Source organism: Curtobacterium oceanosedimentum, from assembly GCF_040545555.1.
Taxonomy (GTDB): domain Bacteria; phylum Actinomycetota; class Actinomycetes; order Actinomycetales; family Microbacteriaceae; genus Curtobacterium.
The window spans coordinates 35,733-53,481 of sequence record NZ_JBEPMD010000011.1; the positions used below are offsets into that span (position 1 = coordinate 35,733).

Below are 17,749 nucleotides of genomic sequence, written 5' to 3' on the forward strand. Positions count from 1 at the left end.
GCGCCATCCTGGCACGGGGGAGACCGATCATCCGGTAGTCGTGCACCGTCCTTGTCGCCCTCGGGCACGGGAGGTACAGTCCGGATCACCCGTCGACGGAGACGGCCCCTCGACGGGACGAGGAGCGCACCGCCGTGCTGCGCGCTCCCCGCACGTGCCGCCGCCGACCGATCGAGGAGGATCACATGGCGAGCAACCACGCAGTCGCGTACAAGGGAACCGGGAAGGTCGAGGTCATCGACACCGACTACCCGACGTTCGAGCTCAAGGACGGACCCGGGGTGAACCCGGCGAACGTCGGACGCAAGGTGAACCACGGCGCGATCCTGCGCACCGTGGCGACGAACATCTGCGGCAGCGACCAGCACATGGTCCGCGGCCGCACGACGGCCCCGACGGACCTCGTGCTCGGGCACGAGATCACCGGCGAGGTCGTCGAGGTCGGACCGGACGTCGAGTTCATCAAGGTCGGTGACATCGTCTCGGTGCCGTTCAACATCGCCTGCGGGCGCTGCCGGAACTGCAAGGAGCGGAAGACCGGCATCTGTCTCAACGTGAACCCGGACCGACCGGGCAGCGCCTACGGCTACGTCGACATGGGCGGGTGGGTCGGCGGCCAGGCCGAGTACGTGCTCGTGCCGTACGCCGACTGGAACCTGCTGAAGTTCCCCGACCGCGACCAGGCGCTCGAGAAGGTCCTCGACCTCGCGATGCTCTCCGACATCTTCCCGACCGGCTTCCACGGTGCGGTGACCGCGGGGGTCGAGGTCGGCTCGACCGTGTACGTCGCCGGCGCCGGGCCCGTGGGCCTCGCAGCCGCGACCGGCGCGTTCCTGCTCGGTGCGAGCGTGGTGATCGTCGGCGACATGAACGCCGACCGGCTGGCGCAGGCGCGCAGCTTCGGGTGCGAGACGGTCGACCTGACGAAGGGCGACCCGGCCGACCAGATCGACCAGATCCTCGGTGAGCCCCTCGTCGACTGCGGCATCGACGCCGTGGGCTTCGAGGCGAAGGGGCACGGCTCCGGCTCCGGCCACGAGGCGCCCGCCACGGTGCTCAACTCCCTCATGGACGTCACGGCGGCCGGAGGCGCACTCGGCATCCCCGGGCTCTACGTCACGGGTGACCCGGGCGGCGTCGACGAGGCGGCGAAGAAGGGCGCCCTCTCGCTCAGCCTCGGCACCGGGTGGGCCAAGTCGCTGTCGTTCACCACGGGCCAGTGCCCGGTGATGAAGTACAACCGGCAGCTGATGATGGCGATCCTGCACGACCGGACGAGCATCGCGAAGAACGTCAACGCGAAGCCGATCGGACTCGACGAGGCCCCCCGCGGGTACGAGGAGTTCGACAAGGGCGCAGCGACGAAGTACGTGCTGGACCCGAACGGCCTGATCCCCGCGGCCTGATCGCAGCGCACCACGGCCCGCGGCGCCTCGACACCCGAGGCGCCGCGGGTCAGCGCCGCCGTCGCACCCGTGCAGCCGCCGGTCCGTACGCTCGCCGGTGTGAGCGACACCCGCAGGCCCTCGACCGTCCGCCTGCTGTTCGCGTCGTCCCACCCCGGCCCGACCGTCACGGTGACGGTCCTCGCCGCCGTGATCGCCGCCGCCGTCGGGCACCCCTGGTGGCTCGTCGTGCTCGTGGCGCTCGCCGTCGTGGCCGGGCAGCTGTCGATCGGCCTCGCCAACGACTGGATCGACGCCGACCGCGACCGGGCGGTCGGCCGCAGCGACAAGCCCGTCGCCCGCGGACTCATCGCCGTCCGCACGGTCCGGACCGCTGCCTTCGCGACGGCCGGTGTCGCCGTGCTCCTGTCGATCACTCTCGGGCCCGTCGCCGCGGTCGCCCACGTCGTCCTCGTCGCTGCCGGCTGGGCCTACGACGCCGGACTGAAGCGCACCGTGTGGTCCGTCGTGCCGTTCGTCGTGGCGTTCGGACTGCTGCCGGTCGTGTCCGTCGCGGCCGGCGCCGGCGGTGCCTGGCCGGCGTGGTGGGCGATCGCGACCGGAGCCGTCTTCGGTGTCGCGATCCACTGCACCAACGTGCTGCCCGACCTGCTCGACGACGAGGCCACCGGCGTCCGAGGGTTCCCGCACCGGCTGGGGCTCCGGGGCGCGGGCACGCTCGCGTTCGGCGCCCTCGTCGTCGCGGCGGCGCTGGTGCTCGGCGGTCAGCTCGGCGGCGGCGGCGGAGCTGGCGGAGGCGTCGGCACGGCCGGGACCGTCCTGGCGGTCGTGGGCGCCCTCGTGGTCGTCGTGCTCGCCGCGGTCGGCATCCGGCTGGTCGTCGCCGGTCGTCCCACGCGCGCGCTGTTCCGACTCGTCATCGCGTCGTCCCTGGTCCTCGTGGTGGAGCTGGGCCTGGCCGGCGCGCGTCTGGTCGCCTGACAGCACCGGTCCACGGGCGAGCACCAGCACCAGCACCAGCACCAGCGCCTGCACCAGCGCCCGCAGGAGCGACAGCGCCGCTCAGGCCCACCGCATCGCGTAGACCCCGGCGAGCCCGTCGGCGCTCGGCAGCGCGAGCACGGTGCGGAGCAGCGCCTCCCGCCCCACCGACCCGAGCGCACCGGTCGGACGCCCGAGCGCCATGTTCAGTTCCGCCTGCCGCGCAGCCCGTCGCGCCGCGGCCTGCCGCCCGACGGCGTACGCGTTCGCGGACTCCTGCCACGGAGCGGTCGTCCCGGATCGGACCGCCTCGGCCAGCAGCGGCGCGAGCGCAGCGGCGTCGAGCCAGCCGAGGTTCATGCCCTGGCCACCGATCGGACTGATCTCGTGGGCGGCGTCCCCGACGAGCACCACCCGTCCGACACCCACGCGCGAGGCCTCCCGCCGCCGCACCCGGAAGCCGCTCGTCATCGTGCACGTCGCCGGGTCGGGCCGAGCACCGGTGCGCCCGGCGACGATCGCTGCGAGCCGGACGGCAGCGTCCGGGTCCGGCGAGCGATCGCCCGGTGCGGTCCGGCCGCCCGCCACGAGGGCGACGTACCGCCGTCGGCCACCCGGCAGTGGGAACGACTCGACGACCCCCTCCGGCCCGACGTCGACCAACGCCGACGACCGCGCCCGCTCGGGCTCGGGGTCGACGAAGTCGCCCATCACGTACCGGTCGCGGTAGTCGCGCCCCGAGGACGCGATGCCGACCAGGTCGCGCACCGCGCTCCGGGCACCGTCCGCCCCGATGACGAAGGCCGCCTCGGCGACGACCGGGGTTCCGTCGGTGGCGACGCCGTGGGCCAGCACGTGCCCGGCGTGGCGGGACAGGTCGGTCACCGTCGTGCCCGTCCGCAGCACCCCGGGTGCGAGCCGGTCGCGCAGCAGGGCCTCGGTGCGGTGCTGGTCGAGGGTGGCGACGTAGGGGTGCGTCGCCGAGGCGCGGTCGAAGGACAGCGACCCGAGCACGCGACCGCGGCTCCGGGCCACGCCCGTGCGGACGAGCACCGCCTCGGCGAGCACCGCGGTGTCCAGGCCGATCGCGGCGAAGGCGTCGAGCGACGGCGGGTGGATCCCGATCGCCCGCGAGCCCGTCGGCTCGGTGTCGCGTCGCTCCCAGACGGCGACGGAGACGCCCAGCCGTTCGAGGAGCGCAGCGGCGAACAGGCCGACGGGCCCGCCGCCGACGACGAGCACCTCGACACGTTCCGTGGTCACGCAGGCGAGCCTACGGACCGGTCACGACGACCCGCCCAGGCGTCGTCGGACGGGAGGCGCGTGGCGGGCGCGCCGCGAGCCTCCCGTCGGGCGGTGGCGCACGTCGACGCCCCGCTCGCCGCCGTCGTCAGGTGGTGACGCGGGCGCGCTCGGCGCGGTCCTCGGCGGCGAGCCGACGGGCTTCGCGGAAGCGCTTCTGCGCCTTCTCGACGGGGACCTCGACCGCGTAGGCGGCACCGACCGCGACGATGACGGCGACCGCGATCATCGACACCTGGCCCCACGGACCGACCGCGAAGGGGTCGAGGAGCGCGATGACGAGCGGGTGCCAGAGGTACGCGGCGTACGACACGCGCCGACCGAACCAGGAGACGGGCGACCATGCGAGCGCGGCGGACAGCGGCGACCGCACCGACACGAGACCGCCGATGAGCACGGCGGAGACGACACCGGTGAGCGGCAGCACGACGCTGAACGTCCACGCGTGCTGGGCCCAGTCGTCCCCGATCCAGAGCATGACCCCGGCGAGCAGGACGATGCCGGCCCACGTCGCGACGTGGCCGGCGAGCCCGGCGGCCCACGTGCGGACGCGCTCGTCGTCGAGCAGCAGTGCGAGCAGGCAGCCCGTCGCCAGCGGGACGACCCCGAGGACGGGGGAGAAGTAGACGTCGGGCGTCGCGCCGCTGTTCGGCTTCGCGTAGACGAGACCGGCGACGACCGAGCATGCCACGATCACCGAGCCGAGCCCGGCGAGCAGCCAGCGTCGACGCGACCGGACCACGAAGAGGAGCACCAGGACGGGTGGCCAGACCAGGTAGAACTGCTCCTCCATCGACAGCGACCACGTGTGGGCGAAGACGCCCTGCGTCGTGTCCCAGAAGGAGCGGAACAGGTTGCCCGTGTACGTCAGCGCGATGAACGCCGCTTCGCCGGGGCTGAACGACGCACCCTTGTAGTCGCCCACCCAGTTCCACAGGAGCAGGCCGATGACGACGAGGGCGACGAGCGCCGGGTAGAGCCGGAGCAGGCGCTTCAGCCAGAAGTTCCCGAGTCGGATGCGCCCGGTCTTCCGGTGCTCGCCGAGCAGCAGGGTCGTGATGAGGAACCCCGACAGGGCGAAGAACACGGTGACGCCGACGAAGCCGCCCTCGAACTGCGGCACGTGCAGGTGGTACAGGATCACCATGGCGATGGCGATGGTGCGCAGGCCGTCGAGGGCCGGCGCACGGCGGGTCAGCGGTGGTGGCGGCGTCGGCCGGGCAGCACGGGTCCCGCGACCGACCGGAGTGCTGCGGTCGACCGCGCGGGTGTGCTCGGGGGCGAGGGTGTTCGTCGCCACGGTTCCTCCCTGCGAGGATCGTTCGAACGGATGACGACGAGCTTGCCCTGCCCGGGTAAGAGGACCCTCAAGATCCGGGGTGCACGATCCGGGTCAGTGCGTCCAGTCGCTCGTGCACGATCGCCCCGAAGTCGCGGTCCTCGCCGTCCGTGATCCACTGCGTGAAGGACAGGTGGAACACCGTGACCGCCGTCTCCGCGGCGATCGTGGCCGCCGGTTCGTCGATCCCGTGTGCCCGCAGTGCGTCGCCCAGGTGGACCTTCAGGGTCACGAGCTTCCCGAGTTCCCGACTCCGCGGCGGCGTTTGACCGGCCCGACCCTGCTCGAGGACATCGCCGCGGGGGCGTACGCCCACGTCGCCGCGCGCTGAGGGCGGCCGGCCCCCGCGCATGCCGTGGTGCGGGTGGAACGACAGAACCGCTGTCGTACGACGTCGACGTTGTCGCACGAACCGCGCGGAGCACGAGCAGTGCGGGTGGAACGACAGAACCGCTGTCGTACGACGTCGACGTTGTCGCACCAGTCGCGCAATCCGGAGTTCGGACCCGCCGCGCGCTGAGCGGCGACGGCGTCCGCGACCCGCGCTACTCGGCCTTCTGCATCTGCCAGGGCTCGGGCTCGCGGTCGCCGTTCGGACGCACGGGCCGGACGTCGCCGACGATCGGGATCGAGCGCTTCCGCATGAACCACAGGTAGCGGACGAAGAAGTGCGACAGCGTCGACAGCCGGTTGCCGTTGCCGAGCAGCGAGGCGATGTGCACCGCCACCCACGCCAGCCACGCCACGGGGCCGACCATCGTGATGCCACCGCGCAGCTGCGCCACCGCGGCGTTCGTCCCGATGGTCGCCATCGTGCCCTTGTCGAAGTACTTGAAGTGCTCCGTCGGCTTCCCGTCGAGCAGCCGCTTGACCTGGCGGGCGACGTGCTTGCCGCCCTGCAGCGCGGGCTGGGCGAGCTGGGCGAGGGCGTCGTCCTGGGCCGCGATGTCGCCGGCCGAGAAGATCCGCTCGACGCCCTTCACGCTCAGGTCGTCGTTCACCTGGATGCGGCCGCCGTGGGTCTGCGGCATGCCCCAGCCCGAGACCTCCTTGTGCGCCGCGACCCCGGTGGCCCAGATGACCTGCGACGCGGAGATGAACTCGCCCGAGGCGGTGACGACACCGTCCTCCTTGACCTCGGCGACGCCGGTGTCGAGCCGGAGCACGACCCCGCGCTTGCGGAGCACCTTGGCCGCGTACCGGCGGAGGCGCGGGGCGAACGGCTTGAGCAGCTCACCGCTGCGGTGCACGAGCGTGATCGAGATGTTGCCGCGCTCGATCTCCGGGTAGGCGCCGACGAGCGCCTGGTCGCGCAGCTCGGCGAGGGCTCCGGCCATCTCCACGCCGGTCGCGCCGCCGCCGACGATCACCACGCGGATCTCGTCCGGGCCCTGCTGTGCCGCGGCCTGCTCGAGGCGGGTGAACAGCTCGTCGCGGATGCGGAGGGCCTGCGACCGGGAGTACATCGAGTACGCGTACTCGTACGCACCGGGCGTGCCGAAGTAGCTCGTGTTGACACCGTTCGCCAGGATCAGCCAGTCGTAGTGCAGGTGCTCGCCGTCGGACATCTCGGCGATGCGGTGCTCGGTGTCGATGCCGGTCAGCAGCCCGTGCCGGAAGTCGGCGTTCGACTGCTTCGCCCGGAGGCTCCGTAGGAAGTACGTCACGTCGCCCGCGTTCAGGCCGCCGGTGGCGACCTGGTACATGAGCGGCTGGAACATGTTGTAGACGTGGCGGTCGACGAGCGTCACACGGACGTCGGCGTCGGCGAGCTCCCGCATGGCCGCGATCCCCGCGAAGCCACCCCCGACGATGACGACGTGCGGGCGGGTGTCCTCGGACATGGTGTTCTCCAGGGTGGTGCGGTCGACGGCCACCCAGAAGGGTACGCCGGTCGCGGCACCTGTCCGTCCACCTGCCCGTCCGGCTGCCGATGGAGCGGTCCTGCGGGTCCGGCCTGGAGGCGCACCCTGACCCCGTCAGGCGTCGAAGGGCGCGTAGGTGCTCAGCACGTTCCCCTTGCTGGTCATCACGCTCTGCACCAGGCGCAGACGCGTGGGCGGGTCCGTCGGTTCGAAGAGCTTCCGCCCGGCACCGGCGATCGCCGGGTGCACCATGAGCTGCAGTTCGTCGAGGAGCCCGGCGAACAGCAGGTGGCGCACCAGCGTCACGCTGCCGGTGACCGCGACGTCGCCGCCGTCGCCGGCCTTGAGGTCGCGGACGAAGTCGTCGACGTCACCCTGGATCCGGTGGGCGTTCTGCCACGTCAGGTCGTCGCCGAGGGTGGTCGACGCGACGTGCTTCTCGATCGGGTTGATCCACCGGCCGAAGGGGTCGTCCTCGTGCTGCGGCCACCACTCGGACCACTCCAGGTAGCTCTGCTTGCCGAGCAGGACCGTCTCGGTGCGCTCCATCCACGCCGTCATGGCGGTCCCGAGCTCGGCGTCGAACGAGTCGTACTGGTACTTGTACGGGTCCTGCACCACACCGTCGACCGATGCGAACAGCCCCGAGGTCACCTTGCGCATGCTGCGGAGCATAGGGCCCCGTCGGTGCGACGTCGAGGGCCGGTCCGCCCCGACGGCGTGCTGCGCGCCGGTGCGGAGGCTGACCCCGCGCTGCGGAGGGCCGGGTAGGTTCGCAACGTGCGCGCCAGGGTGGAGTCCTTCGAGATCGGTGGGCTGCCCGTGCGGCTCCGGACGATGGCACCCGCCGGCCGGCTGCGGGACGGCCTCGCCCCGACCGTGGTCCTCGTCCACGGCATCGGGATGTCACACCGGTCCTTCGCACGGACGCAGCGGATCCTCGCACGGACCAACCGCACCGTCGCGGTCGACCTGCCGGGATTCGGCGGGGTCCCGCCGGTCGGCCGGGCGGTGCAGGTCGAGGAACTCGGTGCCCTCGTGGTCGAGGCCGTCCGTTCCCGTGGTGCCGGCGACCTCGTGCTCGTCGGGCAGTCGATGGGTACCCAGGTCGTGGTCGCGGCCGCGCGCCGCCACCCGCAGGCCGTCGCGTCGCTCGTCCTGATCGGCCCCGTCGTCGATCCGGCGCGCCGCACGCTCCTGCAGCAGGCGCTCGACCTCGGGCGGGACACGGTCGTCGAGGACCCGCGCATGAACGGGGTCGTCCTGACCGACTACCTCCGGAGCATGCGGCAGTACGTCCGCGAGCTCCGACCGATGCTCCGGTACCGGCTCGAGGAGGTCGTGCCGACCCTGACGCAGCCGGTGCTGGTCGTCCGCGGTGACCGGGACCCCATCGGCCGCCGCGACTGGGCGGCTGCGCTCGCCGCCTCGGCGCAGCGCGGCGCCTTCGTCGAGCTGCCCGGCGGACACCACGTGCAGGACCGCCAGCCGGCTGCGTTCGCCCGCCTGGTCGACGAGTTCCGACGTGTGCAGACGACGGAGGACGTGATGACCGGGGACGCGACGACGGGCGACGCACGGTGACCGAGCCGATAGTCCCGGGGACCGGAGCGGTCCCCGGGACGGGCCCCGAGCCTCCCGTCCGGGTGCCGCTGCTCCGGCGCGCCTGGTGGGCCGTGCTCGACTGGTGGTACGCGGCCCGCTGGCAACTCCGGAGCGTCGGTCCGACGACCGCCGAGGACTACCGGACCGGTGACGGCCAACCCGTCGTCGTCGTGCCCGGCGTCTACGAGACCTGGCACTTCATGCGGCCGCTGATGGACGCGCTGCACGACGCCGGGCACCCGGTGCACGTGCTGCCCGTCCTGCGGCACAACCTGCGGCCCGTGCCGGAGTCGGCGCGCGAGGTCCTGGCGTACCTCGACGAACGCGACCTGCGCGACGTGCTGATCGTGGCGCACAGCAAGGGCGGTCTCATCGGCAAGTACGCGATGACGCTGCCCGAGGGGGAGCGGATCGACCGGATGGTCGCGGTCTCCACGCCGTTCGGCGGGTCGGTCTACGCCCGGTTGGCCCCCGTGCCGCACCTTCGGGCCTTCCGAGCGGCGGACCCCGTGCTCGCCGCGCTCGGGCGTGACCTGGCGGTGAACGCGCGGATCACCTCGGTCTACGGGGTGTTCGACACGCTCATCCCGGGAGGCAGCGAACTCGCCGGGGCCACGAACGTGCGGGTGCCCGTCGGCGGGCACTTCCGGATCCTCGGCGCGCAGCAGACCCGCGAGGTCGTGCTCGACGCGGCGGGCCCGGGCACACCGGGCTGAGCCGAGGTCGGGCCGCGCGCTCGTGTGCGGTCCGCGTGCGGCCCGGGCGCTCGTGTGCGCTCGCACAACCGGAAGCACGTCGAACCACGCGATCACGTGGCGCGAGCTGCTTCCCGTTGTGCAGAGGCACCTCGCACCGTCGCGCCGCGCCGCAGCGCTCAGGCGCCGGGCAGGAACAGGCAGAACGGGTGCCCGTCGGGATCGAGGAGCACCCGCACGTCGTCCTGCGGTTGGAACGCCGCCTCGGTCGCACCGAGCTCGAGCGCACGAGCGGTCGCGGCGCCGAGGTCCTCCACCTGCAGGTCGAGGTGCAGCTGCATGCCCTGCGTGCCCGGGATCGGGGGCCAGGTCGGAGCCTCGTACGCGTCGTCGTACTGCACCGAGAGCCCGACCCCGCCGTCGGCAGGGCGGACCCTGAGCCAGGTCGGGCCGTCCTCGTGCACGGTCCACCCGGTCAGTGCACCCCAGAACCGCGCGAGGCGCACGGGATCGGGGGACTGCAGGACGGTCGCGGTCAGCACGGGCATCGCGGGGTCGTCGGCGCTCATGCGGCGCACGCTACCCGGGCCTCACGACAGGACGGTCCAGCACCGCGGCGGCCCGGCGCCCGCCCGGCGGCCGGCGGCTCAGCGGTCGGCGACGCTCGCGCGCTCGACGATCCGGTGCGGCACGACGACGGTCTCCGGCGGCAGAGTTGGGTCGGCGATCCGCCGGCTGAGCAGGTCGAGAGCCGCCGTCGCGAAGACCCGCCGGTCGAACGACACCGTCGTCAGCGCCGGGATCGCGAAGGCGGCCGCGTCCACGTCGTCGAACCCCACGACGCTGACCTGCTCCGGGACGCGGACACCCCGTGCGGCCAGGACGTGCAGCACGCCGAACGCGATCGAGTCCGTGTAGGCGAACACCGCGTCCGGCAGCGGGTTCACGTCGAGCCACTCGGCGAACGTCGCCGCCGCCGCACTCGTCGTCCACGCCGCCAGCGGCACGCGCAGGGACGGGTCGACCTCGAGGCCGACCGCACCGAGCGCGTCCGCGTGACCCCGGTCGCGCAGCTCGCTCGTGGCGGTGGCGTCCGTCGGACGCGCTGCTCCGACGAGGGCGATCCGACGGTGCCCGCGGTCGAGCAGGTGCCTCGTGACCTCCCGCGCGGCGAGCCGGCTGTCCACGTGGACCTGGTCGACGTGCTCGGGCTCGACCTCGCCGATGACGACGGTCGGCGGGAGCCCCTCGGTCTCGGCCAGGACGCTGGCGCTGAGCGACACCGGGTTGAGCACGAGGCCGTCCACGAGGTGCGCTCGGGCCCGGGAGACCAGTTCGCGCTCGCGGCCCGGGTCGTGTCCGGTCTGGTCGAGCTGCACCGTCCAGCCGCGCTCGCGGGCGAGCTCGACGAACCACTGCGCCAGCTCCGCCGAGTACGCGCTGCCGAGCTCGGGCAGCGTCAGGGCGATCGCACCGGAACGGCCGTTCCGGAGTCCGCGGGCGGACAGGTTCGGCACGTAGCCGAGCTCGACGACCGCGCGCTCGACGCGCTCCCGGGTCTGGGGCCGCACGGACACGCCGCCGTTCACCACGTTGGAGACGGTCTTCGGGGAGACCCCGGCGAGGGCCGCCACGTCCCGCACGGTCGCGCGCATCGGGACGAGCGTAGCGCGCGCCGCCCGGCGGACGGGAGGCACGGTGCCGGACGGTCCCGCGCCTCCCGTCCGGCGCGGTGACGGACGGGAGGCACGGTGCGCGGCCGCCACGCGCCTCCCGTCCGACACGGTGTGGTCCGACCGCCACCGCGTCCGGTTGCCGGCGCCGTCGGGGCGCGGCTACGCGTCGACCAGCTCGCGACGCGCCGCCCGGCGCGCCCGGACGCGGCTGGTCACGGTGGCCGCGATCACGACCGCCAGCACGGCGTACAGCACGATCGGGATCGGCCCGGCCACCAGGACCGAGAAGTCCCCGTCGGCGCTCAGCGCGGCGTCCCGCAGGCTCGTCTCGGCGAGCGGACCGAGCACCATGCCGATGATGAGCGGCGCGAGCGGGATGTCGAGCGCCCGCATGAGGAACCCGACGAGGCCGATGCCGAGCAGCATGAGCAGGTCGAACACCGAACCGCTCGTCGCGTAGATCCCGAGGCCGCAGAAGACCGCGATGCCCGCGTACAGGTACGCCCGCGGGATGCGCAGCAGCTTCGCCCACAGCATGGCGAACGGCAGGTTGATGACGAGCAGCACCACCATCGCGATGAAGAACGACGCCAGCAGCGCCCAGACCAGGTCGGGGGAGCGGTCGAACAGCAGCGGGCCCGGCTGCAGGCCGTACTGGCGGAACGCGGCGAGCATGATCGCGGCCGTCGCCGACACCGGCAGGCCGAGGGACAGCAGCGCGCCCATCGCCATGCCGGTCGTCGAGTTGCCCGCGGCCTCGGGCGCCGCCAGACCGCGGATCGCACCCTTGCCGAACTGCGGGTCCTTCCGACGGGCGTCCAGGCGCTTCTCGAGCCCGAACGCCAGGAAGGTCGGGATCTCGGACCCGCCGGCGGGCACGACGCCGAAGGGCAGGCCGATGGCGGTGCCGCGCAGCCACGCCGGTGCGGCCTCCCGGAGTTCCCGCTTCGACAGCCACGGGCGGCCGGTCGCCTGCACCATCCGGCCGTCCTTCAGGTGCCGTGCAAGGCAGGCGACGTAGATGACCTCGCCGAGCGCCAGGACCGCGACCGTCACCGTGACGAGCGAGATGCCGTCGAACAGCTCCGGGACACCCATGGTGAAGCGCGGTGCACCCGAGATGCCGTCGACGCCGATCACCGCGATGCCGAGCCCGAGGCAGAGCGACCCGAGGCCCTTCAGCGCGTCGTCGGTGACGACCGACGACGTCGTGACGAAGGCGAACAGTGCGAGGGCGAAGAACTCCGCCGGTCCGAAGCTCGACGAGAACGACGCGAGTGCCGGTGCGAGGAACACGACCAGGACCGACGCGATCATGCCGCCGACGAACGCGCCGATCGCGGCCGTCGCGAGTGCCTGGGCGGCTCGTCCGTTCAGCGCCATCTTGTGGCCCTCGAACGTCGAGGCGATCGCCGAGGCCTGGCCCGGCGTGTTCATCAGGATGCCCATCGTCGAGTCGCCGAAGAGTCCGCCGAAGTAGACGCCGGCGAACATGATGAACGCCGCTGTCGGGTCGAGCGAGAACGTCACGGGCAGCAGCAGCGCCACCGCCATCGACGAGCCGAGGCCGGGGAGGACGCCGACGGCGGTGCCGAGCAGGCAGCCGACGACGACCCAGAGCAGGTTGGCGGGGGTCAGGGCACCGGCGAAGCCGTCGCCGAGGAGACCGAGCACGTCCACGTCAGAACTCCCATCCGACGATGCCCGAGGGCAGCGACAGGTCGAGCAGCATGTCGAAGGCGATGTAGCTGATCGCGCTCACCGTCAGCCCGACGACGAGCGGACGCAGCCACCCCGGGGCGCCGAGCCCCTTCGCGACGCCGAGGAACAGCAGCCCGGCGCCGATGATCCACCCGAGCACGCCGAGCAGCAGCGCGAAGGCGGCGAAGGACAGGACCACCCAGGCCAGGGAGCGCCAGTCGACGCGGACCGAGCGTGCGGTCTCCGTACTGGTTCCGTCCGTGGTGTCGGTGGCGGGCTCCAGCGGGGCGTCGTCCGTCCCGGCGCGACGCCCCCGTGCAGCCCGGACGGACCGCACGACCAGCAGCGCGGCGAGCAGCAGGAGTGCCGCGGCGACGAGCCCGGGGAACACCGCCGGCCCGGGGAACGCGGTGCCGGCGGGGACCTCCATGGTGACGATGCCGACGACGAGGTAGACCGCGAAGGCGGTGAAGAGCGCCGGGGTGGTCAGCTCCTTCGCCACCGCGGCGACACGGCCCGGGTCGGCCCGGAACGTGAGCCGCTGCCCGACGACCGCGGACGACGACGTGGGGTTGCTCGGACGGCTCATCGGCCCAGCTCCTCGTACAGCGCGGTGATGCGTTCGCGTTCCTCGTCGATGAACGCGTCGAGGTCGTCGCCGGTGATGATCCGCTCGGTCCAGTGGTACCGCTCCATCGCGTCCGCCCACTCCGGGGTGTCGAGGGTGTCGAGCACGATGTCGGTGAGCTGCGCCCGCTGCTCGTCGTCGAGGCCGCCCGGCGCGGCGATCTCGCGCCAGTTCGTCAGCGTGACGTCGTGCCCCTGCTCGACCGCCGTGGGGATGTCGATGCCCTCGACCGGCTCCGCCGCGACGAGCGCGAGGGCACGCAGCCGACCGGACTCGATCTGGTCGATGTTGTCCGGGTACCCGCCCGAGGCCGCAGCGGCCGTGCCGTTGAGGAGCGCCTGGATCGCCTCGCCACCGCCGTCCGACGGGATGTAGTTCGTGTCCTTCGGGTCGATCCCGGCCGACACGGCGAGGTCGGTGACGACGAGCTGGTCGAACGAACCGCCGCCTGTCCACGGCACCGAGCCGGGACGCTCGCGCCATGCCGACACCAGGTCGTCGAGCGTCTCGTACGGCGAGTCAGCGGGGACGACGATCACGTCGTACTCCTCGACCGTGACCGCGAGCGGCGTGATGTCGTCGTGGGTGACGGCGGACCCGAACTGGATCTCGGCCGCGAGCAGCCCGGTCCCGCCGACGAGCAGCGTGTCGGTCTGCCCCGCGAGCCGCGCGACGTTGCCGAGGGCGATGGTGCCGCCCGCGCCCGGCATGTTGACGACCTGGACGGAGTTGACGATGCCGTTCGCGCGCTGGGCCTGCTGCATCGACCGCGCGACGCCGTCCCAGCCGCCACCGGCAGCCGCGGGTGCGACGAGGGTGACGGACCGGGTCGGGTCGCCGCCTGCCGCTGCCGACGTGACGGACCCGAAGGCGGCGACCGCGATGGACACCGCGGCGACGGTCGCACCGACCACGCGGGCGACGGGACGCCGGGCACGCGGCCCGTCCGCTGTCCCGGTCGTCGACTGCTCGGGCGCTGACCGCTCTGGCACTGACTGCTCTGTCATGGATGGCTCCCTCCTGCGCACGTCGTCGTGCCGCAGGTCGAGAAGTACGATGGCAGCCGCCGACCGGACGAGCTGCCGGCGGCGGAGATGTGCTCATTGACGCTCACGGCGTCGCGGCCGGAGGAGGACGCCACGGTGACCAGGGCACGTCTCGGGCGGCTGCGGCGGATCGCGGTCCTCGCGCTCCCGAGCGTCATCGTGCTCACGGCGACGGGTGTCACGACCGGGGTCGCGGCCGTGGTGCAGGAGCGCGCCATCCGCACGTCCGTGGTCGACCAGGTGTCCGGTGTCGCCTCGAGCCTGGCCGACCTGCCCGAGGTGCGTGACGCGGTGTCGTCCGCCGTCGACCGTGGAGCACCAGGGGCGCTCGCCGACGCCGACGACCTCGCATCGGCCACCGCGGCGCTGCAGCCCATCGCGACGCTCGTCGAGGGCGCCTCCGGTGTCTCCTACGTCGTGGTCACCGACGACGAGGGCGTCCGCATCACCCACCCCGACCCCGTGGAACGCGGCGAGCCCGTGGAGACGACGATCGCACCCGTGCTCCGTGGTGAGCGGTTCGTCGGGACCGAGACCGGCCCCTCCGGTACGACGCTCCGCGCCAAGGTGCCGATCCGCGACGAGGAGGGCGAGGTCGTCGGCGTCGTCGCGGTCGGCGTGCTCGAGTCGACCATCGCGGCCGACCGGGAGCGGGCCCTCGGCACCCTGCTGCCGTGGAGCACCGGCGCCCTCGTCGCCGCGACGCTCGCGAGCGTGCTCCTGTCGCTCCTGATCGCGCGCCGGTTGCGCCGGGCCGACGCGGTGGACGCCGAGAGCCGGCAGGTCCGGTGGACGACGGAGGCGCTCCGCGAGCAGGCCCACGAGTTCGGCACCCGTCTGCACGTCGTGCGCGGGCTCGTCGAGCAGGGGGACGCAGAAGACGCGATGGCTTACATCGACGCCGTCGCGCCCGGACTGACCAGCGGCGGTGGAGTCGGCTCGCCGCGGCGGGGTGCGGTGGCGACGGCGTCCGTCGCGGCGGTGCGGTCCGAGCTCGCCGTGGCCGGTGCCACGCTCGACCTGCGCGTCGCCGACGACGTCGTGCTCGACGACGCGGTGCTGCTCGTCGTCGCCAACCTGTGCCGCAACGCCGCCGAGGCCGGGGCCGTCACCGTGGCCTGCACGGTCGGCACCCGGAACGGGCGCGTCACGGTCACGGTCGAGGACGACGGGCCCGGCATCGACGCGGCCGACGCGCACCGCGTGCTGACCCGCGGGTGGTCGTCGAAGCCCGACGAGACCGGACTCGGGCGCGGCATCGGCCTGGCACTCGTCCGGCGGACGGCCACCGACCGCGGTGGGTCGGTGCTCGTCGGACGCTCGGCAGCGCTCGGCGGCGCCCGGCTCGACGTCGAGATGGCGGCGGAGTCGTGACCGCGTCCGGGCCCGCACCCCTGCGGGTGCTCGTGGTCGACGACGACGCGGGCGCCCGCGCACTCCACACCCGGTGGGTCGCCGCGACCGAGGGGTTCGCGGTCGTCGGGGCGGTCGCGTCCGGCGGGGCCGCGCTGGCCTCGGTCGAACGCGGGGTCGACCTCGTGCTCCTCGACATGCGCCTGCCCGACATCAGCGGCATCGAGGTCCTGCACCGCATGCACGTCGCCGGCGTCGACCGCACCGACGTGCTGGTCGTCAGCTCGTCGCGCGACCAGGTCACCGTGCGGCAGGCGCTCGCCGCGCACCCGGTCGGGTACCTGCTCAAGCCGTTCGACCGCGAGGCGCTGCAGGACCGGCTGCGCGCCTACGCCGCCGAGCGCCGGTCCCGAGAGGACGCGCACCGCGACGTCCCGATGGGGCAGGGCGACGTCGACCGGCTGCTCGCCACGGGCTCGGTGCGCGTGGTCGGCCCGGCCGGCGCGCCGGCCGGCGCACCCGAGGGCGTTCTGCCGAAGGGCGTCAGCGCCACCACGCTCGGCCGCGTCGTCGCGGCCCTCGACCCGGTCGTCGCCCGCTCGGCCGACGAGGTCGCCGCAGCCACCGGCACCTCACGCGCCACCGCTCGGCGCTACCTCGACCACCTCGTCGCGACGGGTGCCATCGACCTCGCGCACCGGTACGGCCGTCGAGGCCGCCCGCAGGTGCTCTACCGGCTGACGCCGGCGCCCTGAGACGCGGCCCCGGCGCGGACGGGAGGCGCGTGGCGGACACGGCCACGAGCCTCCCGTCCGTCCCGTGGTCACGCCAGGCGAGCGGTGGCGTCGGGTCAGGACGGGTGGCGGGCGCTCCACTCGCGGAACGGGGCCGTCGGGTCCTCGACACGGCCCTGCTCGGACGGCAGGGCGCGCTCCTCGACCGGCTTCGCGTACTCGTCGTAGAAGGTGGCGAGCGTCATCAGGCGGTTGCCGTCCTCGTAGTGCTCGCCCTCCTGCTCCCGCGTCGCGGCGAACACCACGCGGTCGGGCTGGGCGTAGTACAGCGCGCCGAGGCACATCGGGCACGGGTACGCGGTGACGAACACCTCGTACCCGGTCAGGTCGGTGATGCCCTGCTCGGCGGCGGCCCGGATCGCACGGATCTCGGCGTGCGCGGTCGGGTCGCCGGTCTGGGCGACGTGGTTGACGGCCTCGACCACGACCTCGCCGTCGCGGACGACCAGGCAGGCGAAGGGCTTGCCGCCGTCGTGGACGTTGTCGAGGGCGCGGGAGACCGCGAGGGCGGTGAGTTCGTCGTCGTGCATGCCGGCCACGGTGCTCCCGGTCGGTGTGTGCCCGGGGGACGAACCGGTCAGCTGAGCCAGGCCGGAGCCGGGCTCGGCGGTCAGCCGAGCCAGGACGGGTCGGCGAACAGTTCCTCGACCTCGGTGACGAAGCGCGACGCGTGGAAGCCGTCCACCGCCGCGTGGTTGATCCGCAGCGCCATGGGCATGAGCGTCCGCCCGTCCACCTGCCTGTAGCGCCCGAGCGTGATCACGGGTGCCAGGTGGTCCTCGGCACCGGTGAGGTGCAGTGCGAAGCCGGTGAACGACGTGCGCGGGAGCGTCGAGACGTCGAGGAGGTCGGTGCGTCCGGTGCCCTGCGGGAACATGCGGTGGTCGTCGCGGTACCGCTCGGTCGTGGCGACCACGGCGTCGTGGAAGGCCCGTGCGTCCGGGTCGTACTCGACGACGAGCACCGAGAAGGTCTCGGTGTCGGGGTGGAAGACCGTGAAGGTCGGGTGCACCACGTCCCACACCGCGGGCTGGCCGTCCTCGGTGAGCTGCATCCGGAACTCGTCGTGCCGGTTCACGACCGTCGCGAGCACCCAGATCTGTGACGGGTACGTCTTCGCCCCGGCGGCCCGAGCAGCGTCGACGAAGGAGGTGACGTCGACGTCGACGGTCATCTCCCACGCACAGGGCTCGCGCCGGTAGTGCGCGAAGTGCTCGGCGCGGGGCCACTGGTCGAGGTCGATCGGTCGCAGTCGGTCCACCCGGTCAGTCTCGTCCCCCGGACTCCCGACGCGCGTGCACGGGACGGCGGTTCACTGGCGCATGCCCTCGACGCCGGACCGCCGCTGAAGACCGCCT

Annotated in this window: 18 protein-coding genes; 6 read left to right on the forward strand and 12 right to left on the reverse strand. The window is 73.2% G+C overall.

What is annotated here, in order from left to right; genetic code table 11:
• Positions 1-185 precede the first annotated feature (185 nt).
• Positions 186-1,406, forward strand: coding sequence for a formaldehyde dehydrogenase, glutathione-independent (gene fdhA / locus ABIC52_RS12350; RefSeq protein WP_354027459.1), 1,221 nt, complete (start codon positions 186-188; stop codon positions 1,404-1,406).
• A gap of 99 nt (positions 1,407-1,505) precedes the next feature.
• On the forward strand, positions 1,506-2,387 hold the full coding sequence (locus ABIC52_RS12355) for a UbiA family prenyltransferase (RefSeq protein WP_354027460.1): 882 nt from the start codon (positions 1,506-1,508) through the stop codon (positions 2,385-2,387).
• An 81-nt stretch (positions 2,388-2,468) separates the two neighbouring features.
• Here ABIC52_RS12355 and ABIC52_RS12360 read toward each other — a convergent pair whose 3' ends face one another.
• The 5 genes from ABIC52_RS12360 to ABIC52_RS12380 form a co-directional block, all read right to left on the reverse strand.
• On the reverse strand, positions 2,469-3,650 hold the full coding sequence (locus tag ABIC52_RS12360) for an FAD-dependent oxidoreductase (protein WP_354027461.1): 1,182 nt from the start codon (positions 3,648-3,650) through the stop codon (positions 2,469-2,471).
• A 127-nt stretch (positions 3,651-3,777) separates the two neighbouring features.
• Positions 3,778-4,989: an acyltransferase family protein gene (locus ABIC52_RS12365; protein ID WP_354027462.1), complete on the reverse strand. Its 1,212-nt coding sequence runs from the start codon at positions 4,987-4,989 to the stop codon at positions 3,778-3,780.
• A 67-nt stretch (positions 4,990-5,056) separates the two neighbouring features.
• Positions 5,057-5,260: a hypothetical protein gene (locus ABIC52_RS12370; protein ID WP_194074871.1), complete on the reverse strand. Its 204-nt coding sequence runs from the start codon at positions 5,258-5,260 to the stop codon at positions 5,057-5,059.
• A gap of 313 nt (positions 5,261-5,573) precedes the next feature.
• A complete protein-coding gene (locus ABIC52_RS12375; RefSeq protein WP_354027463.1) occupies positions 5,574-6,905 on the reverse strand; it encodes an NAD(P)/FAD-dependent oxidoreductase in 1,332 nt (443 codons plus the stop codon).
• A 102-nt stretch (positions 6,906-7,007) separates the two neighbouring features.
• Positions 7,008-7,556, reverse strand: a complete 549-nt coding sequence (locus tag ABIC52_RS12380) for a dihydrofolate reductase family protein (RefSeq protein WP_126891673.1) — start codon at positions 7,554-7,556, stop codon at positions 7,008-7,010.
• 117 nt (positions 7,557-7,673) lie between these two features.
• Here ABIC52_RS12380 and ABIC52_RS12385 point away from each other — a divergent pair, with 117 nt between their 5' ends.
• Together ABIC52_RS12385 and ABIC52_RS12390 are read left to right on the forward strand one after the other, a co-directional pair.
• Positions 7,674-8,477 (forward strand): alpha/beta fold hydrolase, encoded by an 804-nt coding sequence (locus tag ABIC52_RS12385; protein ID WP_126891674.1) that lies wholly within the window; start codon positions 7,674-7,676, stop codon positions 8,475-8,477.
• Between the two features lie 62 nt (positions 8,478-8,539).
• Positions 8,540-9,214 carry an esterase/lipase family protein gene (locus ABIC52_RS12390; protein ID WP_354027464.1) on the forward strand — a complete coding sequence of 225 codons (675 nt, stop codon included), beginning with the start codon at positions 8,540-8,542 and terminating at the stop codon, positions 9,212-9,214.
• A gap of 158 nt (positions 9,215-9,372) precedes the next feature.
• Here ABIC52_RS12390 and ABIC52_RS12395 read toward each other — a convergent pair whose 3' ends face one another.
• The 5 genes from ABIC52_RS12395 to ABIC52_RS12415 form a co-directional block, all read right to left on the reverse strand.
• Positions 9,373-9,762: a VOC family protein gene (locus tag ABIC52_RS12395; protein WP_354027465.1), complete on the reverse strand. Its 390-nt coding sequence runs from the start codon at positions 9,760-9,762 to the stop codon at positions 9,373-9,375.
• 78 nt (positions 9,763-9,840) lie between these two features.
• Positions 9,841-10,848 (reverse strand): LacI family DNA-binding transcriptional regulator, encoded by a 1,008-nt coding sequence (locus ABIC52_RS12400; protein WP_354027466.1) that lies wholly within the window; start codon positions 10,846-10,848, stop codon positions 9,841-9,843.
• A gap of 180 nt (positions 10,849-11,028) precedes the next feature.
• A complete protein-coding gene (locus ABIC52_RS12405) occupies positions 11,029-12,549 on the reverse strand; it encodes a tripartite tricarboxylate transporter permease (protein WP_354027467.1) in 1,521 nt (506 codons plus the stop codon).
• Position 12,550: 1 nt separating this feature from the next.
• Positions 12,551-13,159: a tripartite tricarboxylate transporter TctB family protein gene (locus ABIC52_RS12410; protein WP_354027468.1), complete on the reverse strand. Its 609-nt coding sequence runs from the start codon at positions 13,157-13,159 to the stop codon at positions 12,551-12,553.
• Positions 13,156-14,112 (reverse strand): tripartite tricarboxylate transporter substrate binding protein, encoded by a 957-nt coding sequence (locus ABIC52_RS12415; protein ID WP_238638181.1) that lies wholly within the window; start codon positions 14,110-14,112, stop codon positions 13,156-13,158. Before ABIC52_RS12415 ends, ABIC52_RS12410 begins: the two co-directional genes overlap by 4 nt.
• Positions 14,113-14,340: 228 nt before the next feature.
• Here ABIC52_RS12415 and ABIC52_RS12420 point away from each other — a divergent pair, with 228 nt between their 5' ends.
• The gene (locus ABIC52_RS12420) at positions 14,341-15,618 is read left to right on the forward strand and encodes an ATP-binding protein (RefSeq protein ID WP_354027469.1); all 1,278 of its coding nucleotides are present in this window, start codon (positions 14,341-14,343) and stop codon (positions 15,616-15,618) included.
• Complete coding sequence (locus ABIC52_RS12425) at positions 15,615-16,352, forward strand: response regulator (RefSeq protein ID WP_354027470.1); 738 nt, start codon at positions 15,615-15,617, stop codon at positions 16,350-16,352. The genes ABIC52_RS12420 and ABIC52_RS12425 overlap by 4 nt, the downstream gene beginning before the upstream one ends.
• 95 nt (positions 16,353-16,447) lie before the next feature.
• On the opposite strand, the gene ABIC52_RS12430 is transcribed toward ABIC52_RS12425, so the two are convergent.
• Positions 16,448-16,921 carry a nucleoside deaminase gene (locus tag ABIC52_RS12430; RefSeq protein ID WP_354027471.1) on the reverse strand — a complete coding sequence of 158 codons (474 nt, stop codon included), beginning with the start codon at positions 16,919-16,921 and terminating at the stop codon, positions 16,448-16,450.
• Positions 16,922-17,001: 80 nt separating this feature from the next.
• A complete protein-coding gene (locus tag ABIC52_RS12435) occupies positions 17,002-17,652 on the reverse strand; it encodes a CatA-like O-acetyltransferase (RefSeq protein ID WP_354027472.1) in 651 nt (216 codons plus the stop codon).
• Between the last annotated feature and the right edge of the window lie 97 nt (positions 17,653-17,749).